Raw genomic sequence first — 18,609 nt, forward strand, 5'->3', positions numbered from 1 at the left:
CTCGACGGTGGATGTTTCACTACGGCCTCGACTTGAGTCTGTCGTATGTGCTGGCGGTCGTCGAAGCGGCCGCCATCTTGATCCCGTTGCGCGGCCACACGTCCGTCGGGGCCAACGCCGACTTCGCGCGGCACAGCACGGGGCCGGTGGCGCTGCTCGTCGTGCTGGGCATCATCGGCGTCTCGGTGGCCGGCGCCTTGAGCCTGGCGCCCACACTGCGCTGGTTCGTGCCGGGCGACGAACCGACACCACAGCAACGCGAGGCCGTGATGAAGCTCGCCGGGCGCCAGTCGGCGATCCTGGTGACGGCCTGGGCGCTGAGCGGCGGGACCTTCATCCTGCTGAATCTTGGTGGCGGGGCCCGGCTTCTGCTACCCATCGTGCTCGGCGTGCTGCTCGGCGGGTCGGCCGCCGCCGGCACGGGGATGCTGCTCGCGCAACGCACCCTGCGCCCCATCATGCGTGCCGCCACACTGGGCGCCGAGCCACGGCTGGCCGTGCCGAGCGTGTACGCGCGACTGGTTCTGCTGTGGTTCCTCTGCAGCGCGTTTCCCATCGCGGTCATCGCGTCCCTGGTCGTTCTGCGCTCCTACGGGTGGCTGATCGAGAAGTCGGCATCGTTGGACGTGCCGATCCTGGTGGTGTCGTTGGCGGCGCTGGTGTTGGGACTGCCGACGATGATCCTGACCTCGCGGTCCATCTCGGACCCGATCGGGGAGGTCGTCGACGCCATGGCGGAGGTTGAACATGGCCGCATGGAAACCTACGTCGGCGCCTACGAACGTTCCCAGATCGGGCGGCTGCAAACGGGTTTCAACCGTATGGTGGCCGGGCTCGCCGAGCGCGACCGGCTGCGTGACCTGTTCGGCCGCCACGTCGGCGCCGACGTCGCGCAGCGCGCCGTCGAAGAGGGAGCCTCCCTGTCCGGCGACGTGGTCGAAGCGGCGGTGCTCTTCATCGACCTGGTGGGTTCCACGCAGCTCGCGGAAAGCCGCCCGCCGCAAGAAGTCGCCGAGGTGCTCAACGACTTCTTCCGGATCGTCGTCAACGCCGTCGACGAACACCACGGATTGATCAACAAATTCGCCGGAGACGCCGCGCTGGCCGTCTTCGGGGTGCCATTGCCGACCAGCGAGCCGGCGTCCGCAGCGCTGGCGACGGCCCGGGCGCTGGCCACTCAACTGCGCCGGCTGCCAGTCGATTTCGGCGTCGGCGTCTCCGCGGGGCGCGTGTTCGCCGGCAACGTCGGCGCCGAGAACCGGTACGAATACACCGTGATCGGCGACGCCGTCAACGAGGCCGCGCGGCTGGCCGACCTCGCCAAGACGTCCGATCGGCGAATCCTGTGTTCGGCGGCCGCCATCGATGCGGCCGGTGAGGCCGAACGCGGGCACTGGGCCGAATGCTATTCCACCGTATTGCGTGGGCGATCCGAGACGACCCACGTCTCGGCGCCGACCACCTAGGACCAGGGCCGCGTCAGGATTTCGCGACCTTCAGCGCGGCGATGATCTTGCCGACGAGGTCCGCCGACGCGGTGTCACCGATGGGTGTGCTGCCGATGAACACGGTGACCGGCTTGGTGTCGACCGCGATGATGCTGACCGAGTCGCCCTTGACGTTGCGGGTGGGATCGGCGATCGTGACGTCGGCGTCGGCCCGCACCGCCTTGGTCCCGTCCACGGTGATCGACGACGTCTTGACCGGTCCCAGCGTGGGTGTCGCGTTGGCATAGCCGGGCCCGTTGACCACGCACTGCATCAGTTTGGTGGCTTGCGCCGTGAGGTCCATGCTGGCAACGAAATTGGTGACGCCGACCTCGGCCGTCATCATCCACTGATTGGCCCCGGGCACGTCCTGGGCGACGCCGAGTCCGCCGATCAGGTTGGGGCCCTGGTCATCGGAGAACACCGTCCACCCGGACGGCGCCGCACTGGCCGGGAACGACAGCTTTCCGGCGGTGATCGAGTCGCCCCGGGGCATCTCACCGCCGGACACGTTCGGGGTGCAATCCGTGGCGTTCTGTGCCGAATTCTTCGGTTGCGAGACCGACGTGCTCGTCGACGGCGGCGCGGCGCTCGATCGCTTGTTGCCGTGGCCGCCCTTCATCACCACGAGGGTGGCCACCAGCGCGATCACGGCCAGCGCGACCAGGCCGGCGACGATCAGCCAGGGCAGCTTCGAGCCGCCTGGGGGAGGGCCGGGCGGGTAGGGCCCGCCGGGCGGAAATGGTTGTCCCGGCGGGGGATACTGCGGTGCCTGGTACGGATTGACGGCGGGACCACCCGGCGGCGGATACGGGTACTGACCGCCCGGCGGGTAGCCGTACGGACCCCCCTGCGGGTAAGGACCCTGCGGGTAAGCGCCGCCGGCCGGCGGCTGGCCACCCCAATTCGGTTCCTGCCCATAGGGATTGCTTCCGTAAGGCCCAGGGCCGTAGGGGCCGCCGCCGGGAGGAGCCGTCATGGAAAAACCACCCTTACACTCATCGACACCGTCGCCGCGTGACGGTCGGGCCTAGTCTTCCGGCTTGACCTTCGCCATGGCCAGCACGTCGAGCCGGCGGTCGAGCTCCTCGATCGACAGCTTGTCGCCGATCAGGCCGCGGTCGATCACGGTCTGGCGAATCGTCTTGCGCTCCTTGAGGGCCTGCTTGGCGACCGCGGCGGCCTCCTCGTATCCGATCGCCGAGTTCAGCGGCGTCACGATGGACGGCGACGACTCGGCGAGCTCGCGCAGGTGCTCGACGTTGGCCGCCAGGCCGGTGATGCAGCGCTCCGCGAACAGCTTCGAGACGTTGGTCAGCAGCTTGAACGACTCGAGGATGTTGCGGGCCATCATCGGGATGTACACGTTGAGCTCGAACGCACCGTTGCCGCCGCCCCACGCGACCGCGGCGTCGTTGCCGATCACCTGCGCGGCCACCTGCGTAACTGCTTCGGGGAGAACGGGATTCACCTTGCCGGGCATGATCGAGCTACCCGGTTGCAGGTCGGGCAGCTGAATCTCGGCCAGGCCGGTCAGCGGGCCCGAGCCCATCCAGCGGACGTCGTTGGCGATCTTGGTCAGCGACACGGCGATGGTGCGCAGCGCACCGGACGCCTCGACGAGGCCGTCGCGCGCGGCCTGGGCCTCGAAGGAGTTTGCCGCCGTGCGCAATTCGCTCAGGCCGGTGGAGGCAACCAACGTTTCGACGACCTTGGCGCCGAAGCCGTCGGGAGCGTTGAGGCCGGTGCCCACCGCGGTGCCGCCGATCGCCAACTCACCGAGCCGCGGCAGCGTGGCGCGCACCCGCTCGATGCCGGCCTCGATCTGGCGGGCGTACCCGCTGAATTCCTGGCCGAGCGTCACGGGCACGGCGTCCATCAGGTGGGTGCGGCCCGACTTGACCACAGTGTGCCATTCGCGGGCCTTGCTCGCCAGCGCGTCATGCAGCACCTCGAGCGCCGGGATGAGGTGGCGCACGGCGGCTTCGGTGGCCGCGATGTGGGTCGCGGTGGGGAAGGTGTCATTCGACGACTGCGACATGTTGACGTCGTCGTTCGGGTGCACCGTGACGCCGTTGGCCGCGGCGATGCTGGCGATCACCTCGTTGGTGTTCATGTTGGAGCTGGTGCCCGAACCGGTCTGGAAGACGTCGATCGGAAACTGGTCGTCGTGGCGGCCGTCGGCGATTTCGGCGGCCGCGGCGATGATCGCGTCGGCCTTCTCCGGGGCCAGCAGCCCGAGGTCCTTGTTGACCTGCGCGCACGCGCCCTTCAGCAGGCCCAGGGCGCGGATCTGGGTGCGCTCCAGCCCGCGGCCCGAGATCGGAAAGTTCTCGACCGCGCGCTGGGTTTGCGCGCGCCACAACGCTTTTGCGGGGACGCGGACCTCGCCCATGGTGTCGTGCTCGATGCGGTACTCGGTGTCATCCGTGGCCATAGAGTGCTGGCTTCCTCGTTCTTCGATCTGGCGGTCAGGGCAGGGGATAGGCGGCAGAACTGTCGCCGGTGAAGTCGATGGCGGAGTATTCGTTGAGCTTCGAAAGCCGGTGGTAGGCCTCGATCATGCGGACGGTGCCCGATTTCGACCGCATGACGATCGACTGGGTGGTGCAGCCGCCGGGGTAGTACTGCACGCCCTTGAGCAGGTCGCCGTTGGTGACCCCGGTGGCGCAGAAGAAGACGTTCTCGCCGGACACGAGGTCCTCGGTGGTCAAGATCTGATCGAGGTCATAGCCGGCGTCGATGGCCTTTTGGCGTTCCTCGTCGTCGGTGGGGGCCAGCTGCGCCTGGATGGCGCCACCCATGCACCGGATCGCGGCGGCCGCGATGATGCCTTCCGGCGTACCGCCGATCCCGGCCAGCATGTCGGTGCCCGAGTGCGGCCGGCAGGCCGAGATCGCGCCCGCGACGTCGCCGTCGGTGATCAGCCGGATGCGGGCCCCGGTGGCCCGGACGTCCTCGATCAGCTGGGCGTGCCGCGGCCGGTCGAGAATGCATACGGTCATGTCGCGCACCGACAACGCCTTCACCTTCGCGACGGCCTTGATGTTCTCGGCGATCGGCGCGGTGATGTCGAGCACGTGCGCCGCCTCGGGGCCGACGGCGATCTTGTTCATGTAGAAGACCGCCGACGGGTCGAACATCGCGCCGCGGTCGGCCACCGCCAGCACGGAGATGGCGTTGGGCATGCCCTTACTCATCAGTGTGGTGCCGTCGATCGGATCGACGGCGAAGTCGCACTCCGCGCCGTCCCCGTTGCCGACCTCTTCGCCGTTGTAGAGCATCGGCGCGTGGTCCTTCTCACCCTCGCCGATCACGACCACGCCGCGCATCGACACCGAGTTGACCAGCTCGCGCATCGCGTCGACGGCCGCGCCGTCACCGCCCTCTTTGTCGCCGCGGCCTACCCAGCGTCCGGCCGCCATGGCGCCGGCCTCGGTGACCCGGACCAGTTCCAAGGCCAGGTTGCGGTCTGGAGCCTCACCGCGCGGCCGCGCTTGCGCTGGAGCTCGGCCATTGGCGGTGGACGAGCGGTCGCCCTCAACTGTCATGGTTGCTGATTGTCCCAGAAGCGGATCGGTCCGCTGGAACTGGGATACTCGGGGGATGACCGAGAAGCCGCCGCTGAATGCCAGCTCGGACGGCTCTGTGGCCGACGAGCCGGCCCCGGCCGCCGGGCCCGCGCCCAGGCCGGCGAAGCCCCGGCTGCTGCAGGACGGCCGGGACATGTTCTGGTCCCTGATTCCGCTGGTCATCGGCTGCGTGGTGCTGGCCGGCCTGCTGGGCATGTGTTCGTTTCAGCTCGACAGCCGCAAGGGCCCCATCCCGTCCTATGACGCCGCGGCGGCCCTGCGGGCGGACGCGGCGACGCTCGGCTTTCCCATCCGCCAACCGCAGTTGCCCAGCGGCTGGCAGGCCAACTCCGGGCACCGCGGCGGCATCCCCAACGGGCGATCCGACCCCGCGACGGGTCAACGCGCGAACGCGCCCATCTCGGTGGTCGGATACATCAGCCCGAGCGGCATGTATCTGAGTCTGACCCAGAGCAACGCCGACGAGGACAAGCTGATCAACTCGATCCATCCGTCGGCGTATCCCACCGGGGCGGTCGACGTCAGCGGGACCAACTGGGTCGTCTATCAGGGGTCCGGCGAAAGCGGCGCGGACGCCGAAGCCGTGTGGACGACCCGGCTAAGCGGCCCGGGCGGCGCGACGCAGATCGCGATAACCGGCGCCGGAAGCAGCGATCAGTTTCGTACGCTGGCCTCGGCGACGCAATCGCAGCCGCCGCTGCCGACGAGCCGATAGAAGGGGACTCGCATGGGTGCACCGGAGGCCGATCTGTCCGGGTGGTCGGCGGCGCCGTTCAGCGGTGGCGGCTACACTCACGACGTCTACCGCAAGGGCGCCGGCCCCGGTGTGGTGCTGATCCCTGAGCTGCCCGGAATACATCCCGGCGTGCTGGGCTTGGGTAATCACCTGGTGGACAACGGTTTCACCGTCGCCATCCCGTCGCTGTTCGGCGAGCCGGGCCGTGCCAAGACGGCCGGTTACCTCGTCGGCGCCATCGGGCGAGCCTGTGTGGCAAGGGAATTCGCGGCGTTGGCGCTGAACAAGCAGCGGCCGGTGTCGGCGTTCCTGCGCGCGCTGGCGCGCGACCTCAACGCCTCGACTCCCGGCAAGGGCGTCGGCGTGATCGGCCAATGTTTCACCGGGGGATTCGCATTGGCCGCCGCGGTCGACGACAGCGTGCTGGCCCCGGTACTGTCGCAGCCGTCGGTGCCGTTCCCGCTCGGCGCCGCTCGGCGCCGCGACCCCGGCCTGAGCGAGTCCGAGCTGACCACCGTGGCCGACCGCTGCGCCACCGACGGCTTGTGCGCCATGGGATTACGATTCAGCGAGGACAAACTGTCGCCGGGCGAGCGGTTCGCGACGCTCAAGGAGCGCCTCGGGGACGCGTTCGAGGTGATCGACATCGATTCGGGCCCGACCAACCAGCACGGCTTCGGCAAGGCAGCGCATTCGGTGCTGACCGATGAGGTCCGCGAAATCGACGGACACCCCGCCTACGAGGCCCGTAAACGCGTGGTTCAATTCCTCACCGAGCGGCTCACCTAGCGGTCCGCTAGGCCGACCGCCTCGAACTGGCGAAATTCTCGGCGAGATCTGCTGCCTTGGCGACGCTTTCGGCGGGTGTCGTCATCCGGGCGGCAAGGTCGCGAGCTCGGATTGCATACTCCGGCGCCAAGATTCGGCGCAGGTCTGCGACGAGCGATTCCCGGGTGGTGGCGGATAGGCGGCGGTGGGTGCCCACCTTGAGGCGGCGTTTCACCTGGGCTCCCCAGATGATCTGATTGCCGTCCACGGACAGGACCAGGGTGGGAATTCCGGCACGCAGACTTGCGGCGGTGGTGCCCGATCCGCCGTGGTGCACGGCGGCCCGGCACAGGGGAAAGATGGACGCGTAATTCAGCGCGCCGACCACCTTGACGTGATCGGAATGCGGGACGTCGTCGAAGTCGCTCCAGCCGGCGCAAATCAACGCCCGCTCGCCCAACTGCGCGCACGCTCCGCTGATCATCTCGATCGTGTCGGACGGAGATTCCACCGGCATGCTGCCGAAGCCGAAGAAAATCGGCGGTGTTCCCGCGGCAATCCACGATGCGGCCTCGTCGTCGGCGCCCGTCGCCAACTCCATCGTCAGCGCGCCCACGAAGGGCCGTTGGCGCCGCCATTTCGCCCATTCGGCCGCCAATCCCGGGAAGGCAACCTCGTCGTAGGCCTGAATTTCCAAGGCTCTCAATGCGGCAATTCGTCGCGGTGAGGAAGACGTTGTCTTCGGCAGGCCGAGTTCGCCGCGCTGCGCGTCCTCGAGCTTTTTGCTCAGGCGCCACGTCAGCCAGTCGAACACCCGCACCGCGAAGCGAGAGGCCGGTGCCGGCAAGATCGCCACAACCTGGCCGTTGGGACGCATCGGAACATGGTGCAGGGTAACCAACGGAAGACCATGGTATTCAGCCACATTGGCGGCGATTTCCTGATAGGTCTGCCCGGCGAGTACCAAGTCGGCCCCCTCCGCCAACGACTTCAATGTCTCGTTCATGTGCGCCCAAGACTGGTCGGTGACCTTCTTGATTTCGAGCCCAGACCGCGATATGTCCCGAACCCTCCAGAACCTGCTGAACAGCGTCGTGGTGAAGGTGCGAAACGCGTCCATCCAGGCGTTCGTCTCCGCCCCGTAGGGCACCGCGGACAGGCCGGCCGATTGCGCGAAGCCGACCAAATCGGGCGGGACTGCGATGCACACATCATGCCCTCTGCGCTGCAGTTCGCGGCCGACAACAACAGCAGGCTCGATATCGCCTCGAGTTCCATAGCTTGCCAGCGCAAATCTCATGACGGATCTCAAACTTTCAATCGAGTGAAACCGGGACGGGTCACGTTATCTCTGAGTACAATTCGGACCATTTCACGATGTCGTCCAGGGGGCTGAGGAAATCAGTGTGCCTAATATCGCTGCACTCTATGGCAGCTCTCTCGGCGTGTGAACGGTGAAAATGGAATCTGATGGCGGCGCGTTACCGGCGGCCGCGGCGGCCGAACCGGCCAAGAGGTTGTTGTCGATCGACCTACTCGATGCCGATGAACACAGCCAGCTCGACGAATGGGGCAACCGAGCGGTGCTCGCACAGCCGGCCCGCACGCCGGTCTCGATTCCGCAATTGTTCGCGGCGCAGGTGGCCCGCGACGCGGAGGCGGTAGCGGTCACGTGCGGGAGCCGCTCGATGACCTACGGCGAGCTGAACGCGGCATCTAATCGATTGGCGCACCTGCTCGTTGACCGCGGCGCCGCCCCCGGCGAGCGTGTGGCGATGCTGCTGCCGCGCTGCGCCGAGGCGATCGTGGCGGTCCTGGCCGTGATCAAGACCGGGGCGGCCTACGTGCCGATGGATCCGGCGCACCCCGACGCGCGCCTCGGGATGGTCCTCGGTGACGCTGCCCCGATCGCCGTGATCACCACCGCGGACCTGCGTCTGCGGGTGGACACCTTGGACGTGCCCGTCATCGACATCAACGACTCCGCGATCGACGCCGGAGTTGCTGCCGCGTTGCCGGCCCCCGCCGCCGACAACCTCGCCTACATCGTCTACACCTCGGGCACCACCGGCATGCCCAAGGGCGTGGCCGTCACGCACCGCAATGTGACCCGGCTCCTCGAGTCACTCGACGCCGAACTGGCGCGGGGACAGGTGTGGACGCAATGCCATTCCCTGGCCTTCGACTACTCCGTCTGGGAAATCTGGGCTCCGCTTCTGTATGGCGCTCGGCTGCTGATCGTGCCCGACGGTGTCGTGCGTTCGTCGGAAGAATTCCACGCCCTGCTGGTGCGCGAACAGGTCAGCGTCTTGAGCCAGACCCCGTCGGCGTTCCACGCGCTGCAGACCGCCGACGCGCTGCACTCCGGGATGGGGCAGCTGAACCTCCAGACGGTGGTCTTCGGCGGCGAAGCGCTTGAACCGCAACGCCTTGCGTCGTGGTTCCGTAATCATCCGGGGTCGCCACGGATGATCAACATGTACGGCATCACCGAGACGACGGTGCACGCCTCATTCCGGGAGATCGCCGTCCGCGACGTCGAGAACAGCGTCAGCCCGATCGGCGTGCCGTTGGCGCATCTCGCCTTCTTCGTGCTCGATAAGTTCCTGCGTCGGGTGTCGGCGGGCGCCGTCGGTGAGCTGTATGTGGCCGGTGCGGGAGTGGCCTGCGGATACTGGGGCCGGTCCGGGTTGACGGCGTCGCGGTTCGTGGCGTGCCCGTTCGGCGATGCCCAGGCGCCCGGTCAACGTATGTATCGCACGGGCGATCTGGTGCGCTGGGACGCTGACGGTGAGCTGCAGTATGTGGGCCGCGCGGATGAGCAGGTGAAAATCCGCGGATATCGCATCGAGTTGGGCGAGGTCAAGGCGGCACTCGGCGCGCTGGACGGCGTCGAGCAGGCTGCCGTGATCGCCCGTGAGGACCGTCCCGGCGACAAACGCCTGGTCGGCTACGTCACCGGGACCGCCGATCCGGTCAAGGTGCGCGCGCAACTGGCGGATCGATTGCCGGAATATATGGTGCCGGCCGCGGTCGTGGGGCTGCAGGCTCTGCCGCTGACGGTCAACGGCAAACTCGACACACGCGCCCTGCCGGCACCGGAGTACCGGGACGCCGACCGTTACCGCGCGCCGGGAGACGCGGTCGAGCAGGTCCTGGCCGACATCTATGCCCAGGTCCTCGGTGTCGATCGGGTCGGCGTGGACGACTCGTTCTTCGACCTGGGCGGGGACAGCGTGTTGTCGATGCAGGTGGTGGCCCGGGCGCGCGCGGCCGGTGTGGCGTGTCGACAGCGCGATGTCTTCGTCGAGCAGACGGTGGCCCGGCTTGCGCAGGTGGCCGTCTTGCTCGATGGCGAGGCGGCGGAGGTCGACGAGGGCGTCGGTGCGGTGGTGGCCACCCCGATCATGCGCTGGCTACACGATTTTGACGGTCCGGTCGATGAGTACAACCAGACGGTGGTGCTGCAAGCTCCCCCCGGAGTGACCGAGGCCGACGTCGTCGTCGTGTTGCAAGCCCTGCTGGACCGCCACGCCATGCTGCGGCTGCGCGCCGCGGACACCGGGAACGGGGATTGGTCGCTGTGGGTGCCCGAGGTAGGGGCCGTGGACGCCCGCGCCTGCCTGCAGTCGGTGGATGCGCTGTCCGACGAGGCGCTCGTGGCCGCGCGGTCACGGTTGAATCCGGCGACCGGGGCGATGTTCACCGCGTTGTGGGTGCCGAACACGGGCCAGTTGGCGTTGATGATTCACCACCTGTCCGTGGATGTGCCGTCGTGGCGAATCCTGTTCGAAGACTTGAACATTGCATGGGCGCAACATCACCACGGGCAGCCGGTCGAATTGCCCACTGGTGGAACGTCGTTCGCGCGGTGGGCGGCGATACTGAGTGAGCACGCGCGCAGCCCGGCGGTCGTGGAGCTGGCCGACGCATGGCGCCAATTGCTGGCGACGCCCGCCGCGTTGCCCGCGGTGCGACCGGCGGTCGACACCTACGCCCGCGCTGGTCACCTGTTGGCGACGCTGGATATCGAGACCACTCACCAGTTGCTGGGCGAGGTGTCGGCCGCGTTTCACGCTGGGGTGCAAGACGTTCTGTTGATCGCGTTCGGGTTGGCCTGGAACGAATTCCTCGGCGCCGCCGGCGCACCGATCGGTATCAGCGTCAAAGGTCACGGCCGCGCCGAAGAACTGCGGCGCGACGTCGACCTGTCGCGCACCGTGGGATGGTTCACCAGTAAGTACCCGGTGGCGCTGACGGTGGGTGAATTGCCGTGGGCGCACGTAGCCGCCGGCGGGGCCGCGCTGGGACCGTTGATCGCGGCCACTTTGGAACGGCTTCGCGCCATGCCTGACGGCCTGACCTACGGTCTCCTGCGCTATTTGAATCCCGAAGTGGGACTGGCTGGTTCGGAGCCGACCATCGAATTCAACTACCTCGGGCGGTTTGACGCCGATGCGGCCGTTCTGTCCGAACATCTCTGGCGGGTCGACGAGGACGCCATGGCGACCATCCCCGCGGCGTCGGCGATACCCACGCCGCTCGGCCACACCGTGGAATTCAACGCCGCCCTCCTGGATACCGGTACCGGCCAGCGCCTGCACACGACATGGACGTGGGCACCCTCGGCGCTGGACGAGGAACAGATCCAGCGGCTGAACCGGCTGTTGTTCGAGGCACTGACCGGCATCTGCGCGCATGTGCGGCACGGTGGCGGCGGCGAGCCGGCACCGTCGGCCTGATCGTCGACGATAATGGCGAACGACCCTGTTGAGCTCACTCGGGAGATTGTGCACGCGCATGGCGATCGACGACCTGGTGGTCGAAACCAGCAACGGCCCGGTCCGCGGCGTCGACGACGGCCGCGTCAAGGCGTGGAAGGGCATCCGCTACGCGGCGGCGCCGGTGGGCGACTTACGTTTCCGGGCGCCGCAACCGCCCGGGCGCTGGACCGAGATCGCCGACGCCACCGTGTTCGGGCCGGCCTGCCCGCAACCGGTCTTTCCCAACATGCCGCTGGATCTGGGCGCACCGCAGGGCGAGGACTGCCTGCGGCTCAACGTCTGGGCATCCTCTGAGACCCGGCCCGGGGACGCCAAACCGGTCCTGGTGTGGCTGCACGGCGGCGCCTACGTCCTGGGATCGAGCAGCCAGACGCTCTATGACGGCAGCAGGTTGGTCAGCCACGGCGACGTCGTCGTGGTGACGGTCAACTATCGGCTCGGCGTGCTCGGCTTCCTCGACCTGACGTCGTTGGACACCGCGGGGCGACGGTTCGACTCGAACGTCGGGCTGCGCGACGCGCTCGCGGCGCTGGAGTGGGTGCGCGACAACGTCGCCGCCTTCGGCGGCGATCCGCACCGGGTCACGCTGTTCGGTGAATCCGCCGGGGCGGGCATCGTCACGACGCTGCTGGCCAGCCCGGCGGCCGACGGCCTGTTCGCCGGCGCGATCGCGCAGAGCTCGCCGGCCACCTCGGTGTACGACCGCGACCGCGCGCACCGGGTCACCCAAGCCTTCCTCGGCAAACTGGGGATCGCCCCGTCGGAGGCGCAGCGGTTGGTCGACATGCCGATGGCGGCGATCCTGGCCGCGTCGCAAGAGGTGTTCGACGAAGTGCCGGCGCGCAACCCGGGAACGCTGGCGTTCGTGCCGATCGTCGATGGCGACGTGCTGGGCGATTACCCGGTCAAGCTGGCGCAGGAGGGCCGCACCCACCCGGTCCCGCTGATCATCGGCACCAACAAACACGAGGCGGCACTCTTCCGGCTGATGCGCTCGCCGCTGATGCCGATCACCCCGAGCGCGATCACCTCGATGTTCAACCAGATCGCCGCCGAGCAACCCGATTTGCAGTTGCCCACCGAGGAGGAGATCGGCTCGGCGTATTCGCGATTGCGGCGCAAGGCGCGGAGTTTGAGCATCGCCACCGACGTCGGCTTCCGGATGCCCTCGGTGTGGCTGGCCGAGGGACACGCCCACGCGGCACCGGTGTATCTGTACCGGTTCGACTACTCCACCCCGTTGTTGAGGCTGCTGACGGTCGGAGCCGCGCACGCCACCGAATTGCCTTACGTCTGGGGAACTCTCGGTGCGCCCAAGGATCCCACGCTGAAGCTCGGCGGCACCAGAACCGCCAAGGCGGTCTCCAAGAGGGTGCGCACCCGATGGATCAACTTCGCCGCGCACGGCGCGCCCGCGGGACCCGCCGGTGAGCCGGAATGGCCCCGCTACCGGGCGACCGACCGTGCCTGCCTGCTCATCGGCAAGAAGGACACCCTCGCCCATGACGTCGACGCGAACATCCGCGCCGCCTGGGGCAGCGAGATGGTGAGCTTTCGCTAACCGGATACCTTGGCCGTCAACGCGTCTCGCTTCATCTGCTCGAACATGCCCACGTAGTACGGCAGACATTCCGACAGCGCCTGCTCCGTGGTGAACAGCGGTTGATAGCCGAGGTCACGAGACGCTTTGGCGATCGAGAAGAAGTTGTCCAGGTACAGCCGCTCGACGGCCAGTGGCTCGAGCAGCGGCGCCGGTATCCCAAACCGGAAATGCAGCCGTTGCCAACCCGTCATCGCCGCGCGCACGACGGGGCCGTTCACCCGGACGCGGGGCCAATTCTCGCCGCAGGCCTCGATCACCGGCCGCGCGAACTCGAACATGTTGATCGGCTCGGCGTCGTTGATGAAGTACGCCTGACCGGGTGCGGTGCCGCCGGGTACCAGATGCTGGGCCGCCAAGATGAAACCGTGAATCAGGTTGTGCACGTAGGAGTTGTCCAACCTGGCCGATTTGCGGCCGATCAACACCTTGACGTGACCGGCGATCACGCTCTCGAACAGCTTGCGGAACATCGTCTGGTCGCCGCGGCCCCAGATGCCGCTGGGCCGGATCGCACACGTCAGTAGGCCGTCAACATTGTTCTGGCCCAATACAAATCGCTCGGCGATCACTTTGGTCTCGGTGTACAGATCGTTGAACCGGTCGGTGTAGGGCAGCGTCTCGTCGCCGCCCGCGATGTTCTGGCCGCCCATCACGACACTGTTCGACGAGGTGTAGACGAAGCGCTGCACCCCGGCCGCCTGCCCGGCGCGGACCAGGTTCTCGGTGCCCCCGACGTTGACCCCGAAGCTGCGCTGGCGGTACTCCTCGGTCACCGACGCGCCGCCCATCAGGTCGATGATCGCCGCGGTGTGAAACACCGTGTCGATGCCGTCGACCGCTCGGGCGCACACGGCCGTGTCGGTGATGTCTCCCTGCAGCACCTCCAACTGGGGATGCTCCGGTAGCGGCGAAGGGGCGCGGTCAAACGAGCGGACCTGATGCCCGCGGTCGAGCAGGGTGGTCACCAGGTTGGCGCCGACGAATCCGGACCCCCCGGTGACCAGGACGCGGCCGAGCTCGGCCGTCAGAGATGCATCACCCATGCGCGAAATCATAACTGAAACGTGTTCCAGTTCGGAAAAAATCTTTCAACGCAGCCCTCCGATGTTGCGGGTCTCAGGCGTCGTCGGCGTCGCCGGAGGCGAGCGCGTCCTCGATCCGCTTGCGGGCGCCAGCTAAATGCTCCTCGCAGCGTTTAGCCAGCTGTTCGCCTCGTTCCCATAGCTGCAGCGACGCATCGAGGTCCAGCCCGCCCTGCTCCAGCAGCCGCACGACCTCGATCAGTTCGTCCCGGCACGCTTCGTAGCCCAGCTGACTAATAGGTGTAATGGATTCGGTCCCCTCCGGCTCGGCGGGGCCCTCCCCGGCGTCATTCTTACGGGCCATCGGCCGGCCCCTCGCTGACGGCGGCCACGGCGCCGTCAGCCACCCGCACCCGCAAGCGGGTGCCCGCCGGCGCGTCGTCGACCGAACGCAGCACTCGGCTCTCGGCGGGACCGACCGATTGCACGACCGCATAGCCGCGCGCCAATGTGGCCGCCGGGCCCAGCGTCGCCAGCCGCGCGCTCAGATGGCCGATCCGTTCGGTTTCAGTGGCGGCCAGCCGGGTGATGTCGCGGCGAATCGCCGACCGGGCGCGGTGAATCTCCTCCGCGCGTGCCTTCAGCGCCGTCAGTGGCTCGGCGAGCACCGGGCGGCTGCGTATCTGGGCCAGGGCACGTTGCTCGCGAGATACCCAGTTGCGCAACGCCTGTGCGCTGCGCCGGCGCAGGTCGTCGATCAGCCGCTGTTCGGCCGCGGTGTCGGGAACCACCTTTTTGGCCGCGTCTGTCGGGGTGGCCGCACGCAGATCGGCGACCAGATCGCACAGCGGGTTGTCGGGTTCGTGGCCGACGGCGCTGATCACCGGGGTGCGGCACGCCGCGATCGCGCGGCACAGCGTCTCGTCGGAAAACGGCAACAGGTCCTCGACGCTGCCGCCGCCGCGGGCGAGGACGATGACGTCGACGTCGGCGTCGCGGTCGAGCTCACGTAGGGCGTCGACGATCTGCGCAACCGCGCTGGGCCCCTGGACCGCCGTGTTGCGCACCGCGAAACGGACCGCAGGCCAGCGGGCCGCCGCCACCGTTCTCACGTCGCGCTCGGCCGCGCTCGCCCGGCCGGTGATCAGGCCGATCATGTTGGGCAGGAAGGGGATTGGGCGCTTGAGCCGCGGATCGAAAAGCCCTTCGGCGTCCAACAGCCTGCGCAGCCGATCGATGCGTGCCAGCAGCTCTCCGACCCCCACCGCGCGAATCTCGCTGAGCCGCAACGAAAATGTGCCGCGACCGGTGTAGAACGAGGGCTTGCCGCACACCACCACCTGCGTGCCCTCCGCCAGCTTCACCGGCGCATTCAGCACCAGGTCGCGCGGGCACGTCACGCTCAGCGACATGTCGGCGGCGGGGTCACGCAGCACCATGAACACGGTCTTGGAATCGGGCCGCATCGAGACCTGGGCGAGCTGACCCTCCACCCAGACGGTGCCCAGCTTGTCGATCCAGCCGGCCACCCGGATCGCCACCGCGCGCACCGGAAAAGGGTTTTCCGCGGAATTCGGTTCGGACGTATTGGCTCGGGTCACTTCGCGTTCGCGCGGGTGATCCTGTTGGCGAGCAACGTCTGGAACGGGGCGCGGCCCTTGGTCGCCTGCTCGTAGGCCAGCAGGTCTTCGAGTTCATCCACGCTCAGCGATTGCAGACGGGCCCGCAGCTGGGCCAACGTCAGCGCCGAGTAGTCCAGCTCGGTGGCCACCGCCGGCTGCGAGACCGACGCGCCGGCCGCCGGCTTCTTCGATGGGCGGGCGGGTTTGGTCAGCGCGCTGGCATCTTCGTGCGCGTCGGCCACCGAGTACAGCGCGAACCGTCCCTCGGCCCGGCGTTCGCCCTCGCCGCCGTCGGTCACCGTGGCATAAGCCCCGTCGATCGCGTCGTCCACGTCCTCGTCGAACGTCGCCCATTCCGGCTTCTCGTCCTTGGGCGGGAAAATCGACTCGAGGGTGCTGTCCCCCTTGATCACCAGCTCGGCGAGGTTTTGCTGGAAGCGCATCACGATGTGCGCCGCCTGACTGGCCAGTGTCATCGGGTACATCAGGATGGTTTTCGGCAGCCTGATGGTCTCCTCAACGGCGACCGTCGCCGCGCCGACCAGCAGCCGAACCCCATACGGTGCAGTAGCCATGGGTCCAAGATTGCCTTAAGCGGCGGCTAACTCCAAGCCCGCCGCCGCGAGCTGGCAGCCCCGTGTCGGCAGAACGTACCCTGGGGGACATGCCCTCGACCGTCGACATGGGGATTCCCGGCGCAGCCAGCTCGGTCGCCGTCCCCCCGACCCGCAAGCGCGTGCTCCTGGCGGAGCCGCGCGGTTACTGCGCGGGCGTGGACAGGGCCGTCGAGACCGTGGAGCGCGCGCTGGAAAAGCACGGGCCGCCGGTCTATGTGCGTCACGAGATCGTGCACAACCGGCACGTGGTCAGCACGCTGGAAAAGGCCGGTGCGGTGTTCGTCGAGGAGACCGACGAGGTGCCCGAAGGCGCCATCGTGGTGTTCTCCGCGCACGGCGTCGCCCCCTCGGTGCACTCGGCGGCCGCCGAACGCAACCTGCACACCATCGACGCCACCTGCCCCCTGGTCACCAAGGTGCACAACGAGGCCCGGCGATTCGCCCGCAACGACTACGACATCCTGCTCATCGGCCACGAGGGCCACGAGGAGGTCGTCGGCACCGCCGGGGAGGCGCCCGACCATGTGCAGCTGGTCGACGGGGTCGCCGCCGTGGACAACGTGACGGTTCGCGACGAGGACAAGGTGGTGTGGCTCTCGCAGACCACGCTGTCGGTCGACGAGACCATGGAAATCGTCGAACGGCTGCGGCAACGATTCCCCAAGCTGCAGGACCCGCCGAGCGACGACATCTGCTATGCCACCCAAAACCGGCAGGTTGCGGTCAAGGCGATGGCGCCGGAGTGCGAGCTGGTGATCGTCGTCGGGTCGCGCAATTCGTCGAACTCGGTGCGCCTGGTGGAAGTGGCGCTGGGCGGCGGGGCCGCCGCGGCCCACCTGGTCGACTGGGCCGACGACATCGACCCGGCCTGGCTCGAGGGAGTCACCACGGTCGGCGTCACGTCCGGGGCGTCCGTTCCCGAGGTCTTGGTGCAAGGGGTGCTCGAGCGGCTCGCCGAGTGCGGCTTTGACCTGGTGCAACCGGTCACCACCGCGCAGGAGACCCTCGTGTTCGCGCTGCCGCGCGAGATCCGCTCAGCCCGCTGAGGGCCTTGGACCGCTGGCGGTGACTCGCCGCGCCCGGCTGCGCCGTTAGACGTCGTACTCCCAGGATTCCGCCGCGGGCCGCCCGTGCGCGCGACCCGGTGTGCGTGAGCGACTCCGGCGCTCGGTGTGCGGCTCCCGCGGTTGGTCCTGGGTGCCGCCGCGGTAGCGGACCTGCGAGATGGGGTGATGCGTCCCGCCGCTCCCGGTCGACGGGGGCCGCCGGCGCCGCGGCTCATAGGGCTCGCGGCTCTCCTCGTACCTGTCGCCGTAGGGCTCAAAGCCGTCGAAACGGCTGCCGCGGGGCGCGGGCCGGTCGTAGGGGCGCTCGTAGGGATTGCGGCGGGTGCGCGGCTCGCGGCGCGGCTCCCGGGGGGTTTGGCCGCGCAAGTCCGGGTCGCCCTCCGGCCTGGGCCGGCGCCGTGACCGGCGGGGCGGTTCGGCGTCGTAGTCGCGGGCGGCCGCAGGATTGCGGCGGGTACTGCGCCGTGGACGCTCGGGCCGCTCGACCGACTCGTCGTCGAGGGACGGTCGCGCATGCCGGGAGCGGGAACGCGTGGAGGAGCGACCGTCGCGCGCCGTTCTGCGTGTCCTGGCCGACGAGCCCGACGTGCGGCCGCGGCGCGACTCGGTGGCCTCGTCGGTGTCGTCGGCATCGGGCTGCAGCGCCGACTGCAGTTTGGCGCCGATGCTGTTGAAGAAGGACTTGACGTGCACGCCGGTGGCGCCGGCGGAATCGGCCGACGTGCTCGCCGCCTTCGTGCCCTGGGCGTTTCCGAAATACCAGCGGGCCAGTCCGATCGCCAGGACGGCGCCGGCGGTGCCCAGCATGAGCGGGAAGCGCTCGATGAGCGGATAGCCGCAGTTGATCAGCAGGTCTTTGAGGCGGCCGATCTTGGCGTCGTGGAACAGCCAGTAGGCGCCGGGCACGGCGCAGAACAGGATCAGCGGCGGCTGGATGATGGTGGTGAAAATGCCGTCCTGGCGCACCGCGAGCACCGCCGCCACGCAACCCGCTATATAGAAGCCCGCGAAGACGTGGGTCAGTTCCTTGTGACCAGCGTCGATTCCGTAGCCGATAGCTGTCGCGGTGACGGCGATAAGCAGGGCTGCATACCAGGGGGCGCCTGGGATGTTGGGGTGGACCGAACGGTGAGCACCATCCACCGTCGCACTAGCCCGCTGTGCTGACACATGTAGACCGTACCGGGAATGGACCGAAAGGCTCGTAAATACCTCGTAGCGATCCTGTGGCGTGCCCCATTCCCGCGCACGCTCGGCCGCGTGGCGGTCCCGATCGTCCGGCACGCCCGCGGCCCCTAGACTTGGCTCCC

Annotated in this window: 15 protein-coding genes; 6 read left to right on the top strand and 9 right to left on the bottom strand. The window is 68.2% G+C overall.

The features are described from left to right. Positions 1-11 precede the first annotated feature (11 nt). The gene (locus OCQ_RS05560; protein WP_008254355.1) at positions 12-1,466 is read left to right on the top strand and encodes an adenylate/guanylate cyclase domain-containing protein; all 1,455 of its coding nucleotides are present in this window, start codon (positions 12-14) and stop codon (positions 1,464-1,466) included. A 13-nt stretch (positions 1,467-1,479) separates the two neighbouring features. Here OCQ_RS05560 and OCQ_RS05565 read toward each other — a convergent pair whose 3' ends face one another. The 3 genes from OCQ_RS05565 to glpX are packed head-to-tail and all read right to left on the bottom strand — an operon-like array spanning position 1,480 to position 5,038. Next, on the bottom strand, positions 1,480-2,466 hold the full coding sequence (locus OCQ_RS05565) for a hypothetical protein (protein ID WP_014379382.1): 987 nt from the start codon (positions 2,464-2,466) through the stop codon (positions 1,480-1,482). A gap of 51 nt (positions 2,467-2,517) precedes the next feature. Next, a complete protein-coding gene (locus OCQ_RS05570) occupies positions 2,518-3,924 on the bottom strand; it encodes a class II fumarate hydratase (protein WP_008254358.1) in 1,407 nt (468 codons plus the stop codon). Positions 3,925-3,958: 34 nt separating this feature from the next. Further along, the gene (gene glpX, locus OCQ_RS05575) at positions 3,959-5,038 is read right to left on the bottom strand and encodes a class II fructose-bisphosphatase (protein ID WP_026071430.1); all 1,080 of its coding nucleotides are present in this window, start codon (positions 5,036-5,038) and stop codon (positions 3,959-3,961) included. Between the two features lie 55 nt (positions 5,039-5,093). Between glpX and OCQ_RS05580 the strand changes: the two genes are divergently transcribed. Beyond that, positions 5,094-5,795, top strand: a complete 702-nt coding sequence (locus tag OCQ_RS05580) for a DUF4245 domain-containing protein (protein WP_041784822.1) — start codon at positions 5,094-5,096, stop codon at positions 5,793-5,795. 12 nt (positions 5,796-5,807) lie between these two features. Next, on the top strand, positions 5,808-6,605 hold the full coding sequence (locus OCQ_RS05585; RefSeq protein WP_008254365.1) for a dienelactone hydrolase family protein: 798 nt from the start codon (positions 5,808-5,810) through the stop codon (positions 6,603-6,605). A gap of 7 nt (positions 6,606-6,612) precedes the next feature. On the opposite strand, the gene OCQ_RS05590 is transcribed toward OCQ_RS05585, so the two are convergent. Continuing rightward, positions 6,613-7,884 carry a glycosyltransferase gene (locus OCQ_RS05590; RefSeq protein ID WP_038535265.1) on the bottom strand — a complete coding sequence of 424 codons (1,272 nt, stop codon included), beginning with the start codon at positions 7,882-7,884 and terminating at the stop codon, positions 6,613-6,615. A gap of 154 nt (positions 7,885-8,038) precedes the next feature. Here OCQ_RS05590 and OCQ_RS05595 point away from each other — a divergent pair, with 154 nt between their 5' ends. Both OCQ_RS05595 and OCQ_RS05600 read left to right on the top strand, forming a co-directional pair. Next, complete coding sequence (locus OCQ_RS05595; RefSeq protein ID WP_014383995.1) at positions 8,039-11,326, top strand: non-ribosomal peptide synthetase; 3,288 nt, start codon at positions 8,039-8,041, stop codon at positions 11,324-11,326. Positions 11,327-11,384: 58 nt separating this feature from the next. Beyond that, positions 11,385-12,929, top strand: coding sequence for a carboxylesterase/lipase family protein (locus OCQ_RS05600; RefSeq protein WP_014383996.1), 1,545 nt, complete (start codon positions 11,385-11,387; stop codon positions 12,927-12,929). Here OCQ_RS05600 and OCQ_RS05605 read toward each other — a convergent pair. From OCQ_RS05605 to OCQ_RS05620, 4 genes are all read right to left on the bottom strand, one after another. Next, positions 12,926-14,026: a 3-beta-hydroxysteroid dehydrogenase gene (locus tag OCQ_RS05605; protein ID WP_014383997.1), complete on the bottom strand. Its 1,101-nt coding sequence runs from the start codon at positions 14,024-14,026 to the stop codon at positions 12,926-12,928. The genes OCQ_RS05600 and OCQ_RS05605 overlap by 4 nt on opposite strands. A gap of 61 nt (positions 14,027-14,087) precedes the next feature. Next, positions 14,088-14,357: an exodeoxyribonuclease VII small subunit gene (locus OCQ_RS05610; RefSeq protein ID WP_008254374.1), complete on the bottom strand. Its 270-nt coding sequence runs from the start codon at positions 14,355-14,357 to the stop codon at positions 14,088-14,090. Beyond that, on the bottom strand, positions 14,347-15,594 hold the full coding sequence (xseA, locus tag OCQ_RS05615) for an exodeoxyribonuclease VII large subunit (RefSeq protein ID WP_014383998.1): 1,248 nt from the start codon (positions 15,592-15,594) through the stop codon (positions 14,347-14,349). The genes OCQ_RS05610 and xseA overlap by 11 nt, the downstream gene beginning before the upstream one ends. Then, on the bottom strand, positions 15,591-16,190 hold the full coding sequence (locus tag OCQ_RS05620; protein ID WP_009953444.1) for a lipid droplet-associated protein: 600 nt from the start codon (positions 16,188-16,190) through the stop codon (positions 15,591-15,593). Before OCQ_RS05620 ends, xseA begins: the two co-directional genes overlap by 4 nt. A gap of 89 nt (positions 16,191-16,279) precedes the next feature. On the opposite strand from OCQ_RS05620, the gene OCQ_RS05625 reads away from it, so the two are divergent. Then, positions 16,280-17,278 (top strand): 4-hydroxy-3-methylbut-2-enyl diphosphate reductase, encoded by a 999-nt coding sequence (locus OCQ_RS05625; protein ID WP_008254378.1) that lies wholly within the window; start codon positions 16,280-16,282, stop codon positions 17,276-17,278. A gap of 45 nt (positions 17,279-17,323) precedes the next feature. On the opposite strand, the gene OCQ_RS05630 is transcribed toward OCQ_RS05625, so the two are convergent. Continuing rightward, complete coding sequence (locus OCQ_RS05630) at positions 17,324-18,469, bottom strand: DUF6542 domain-containing protein (RefSeq protein WP_179960060.1); 1,146 nt, start codon at positions 18,467-18,469, stop codon at positions 17,324-17,326. Positions 18,470-18,609 lie beyond the last annotated feature (140 nt).

It is taken from the genome of Mycobacterium paraintracellulare, from assembly GCF_000276825.1.
Lineage (GTDB): Bacteria > Actinomycetota > Actinomycetes > Mycobacteriales > Mycobacteriaceae > Mycobacterium > Mycobacterium intracellulare.

Excerpts from the sequence above, each read along its gene's own strand:
- OCQ_RS05600 (WP_014383996.1), top strand. The coding sequence starts at position 11,385 with ATGGCGATCGACGACCTGGTGGTCGAAACCAGCAACGGCCCGGTCCGC.
- OCQ_RS05620 (WP_009953444.1), bottom strand. The coding sequence starts at position 16,190 with ATGGCTACTGCACCGTATGGGGTTCGGCTGCTGGTCGGCGCGGCGACG.
- OCQ_RS05560 (WP_008254355.1), top strand. The coding sequence starts at position 12 with ATGTTTCACTACGGCCTCGACTTGAGTCTGTCGTATGTGCTGGCGGTC.
- OCQ_RS05580 (WP_041784822.1), top strand. The coding sequence starts at position 5,094 with ATGACCGAGAAGCCGCCGCTGAATGCCAGCTCGGACGGCTCTGTGGCC.
- OCQ_RS05605 (WP_014383997.1), bottom strand. The coding sequence starts at position 14,026 with ATGATTTCGCGCATGGGTGATGCATCTCTGACGGCCGAGCTCGGCCGC.
- OCQ_RS05625 (WP_008254378.1), top strand. The coding sequence starts at position 16,280 with ATGCCCTCGACCGTCGACATGGGGATTCCCGGCGCAGCCAGCTCGGTC.
- OCQ_RS05570 (WP_008254358.1), bottom strand. The coding sequence starts at position 3,924 with ATGGCCACGGATGACACCGAGTACCGCATCGAGCACGACACCATGGGC.
- glpX (WP_026071430.1), bottom strand. The coding sequence starts at position 5,038 with ATGACAGTTGAGGGCGACCGCTCGTCCACCGCCAATGGCCGAGCTCCA.
- OCQ_RS05610 (WP_008254374.1), bottom strand. The coding sequence starts at position 14,357 with ATGGCCCGTAAGAATGACGCCGGGGAGGGCCCCGCCGAGCCGGAGGGG.
- OCQ_RS05565 (WP_014379382.1), bottom strand. The coding sequence starts at position 2,466 with ATGACGGCTCCTCCCGGCGGCGGCCCCTACGGCCCTGGGCCTTACGGA.
- OCQ_RS05590 (WP_038535265.1), bottom strand. The coding sequence starts at position 7,884 with ATGAGATTTGCGCTGGCAAGCTATGGAACTCGAGGCGATATCGAGCCT.
- OCQ_RS05585 (WP_008254365.1), top strand. The coding sequence starts at position 5,808 with ATGGGTGCACCGGAGGCCGATCTGTCCGGGTGGTCGGCGGCGCCGTTC.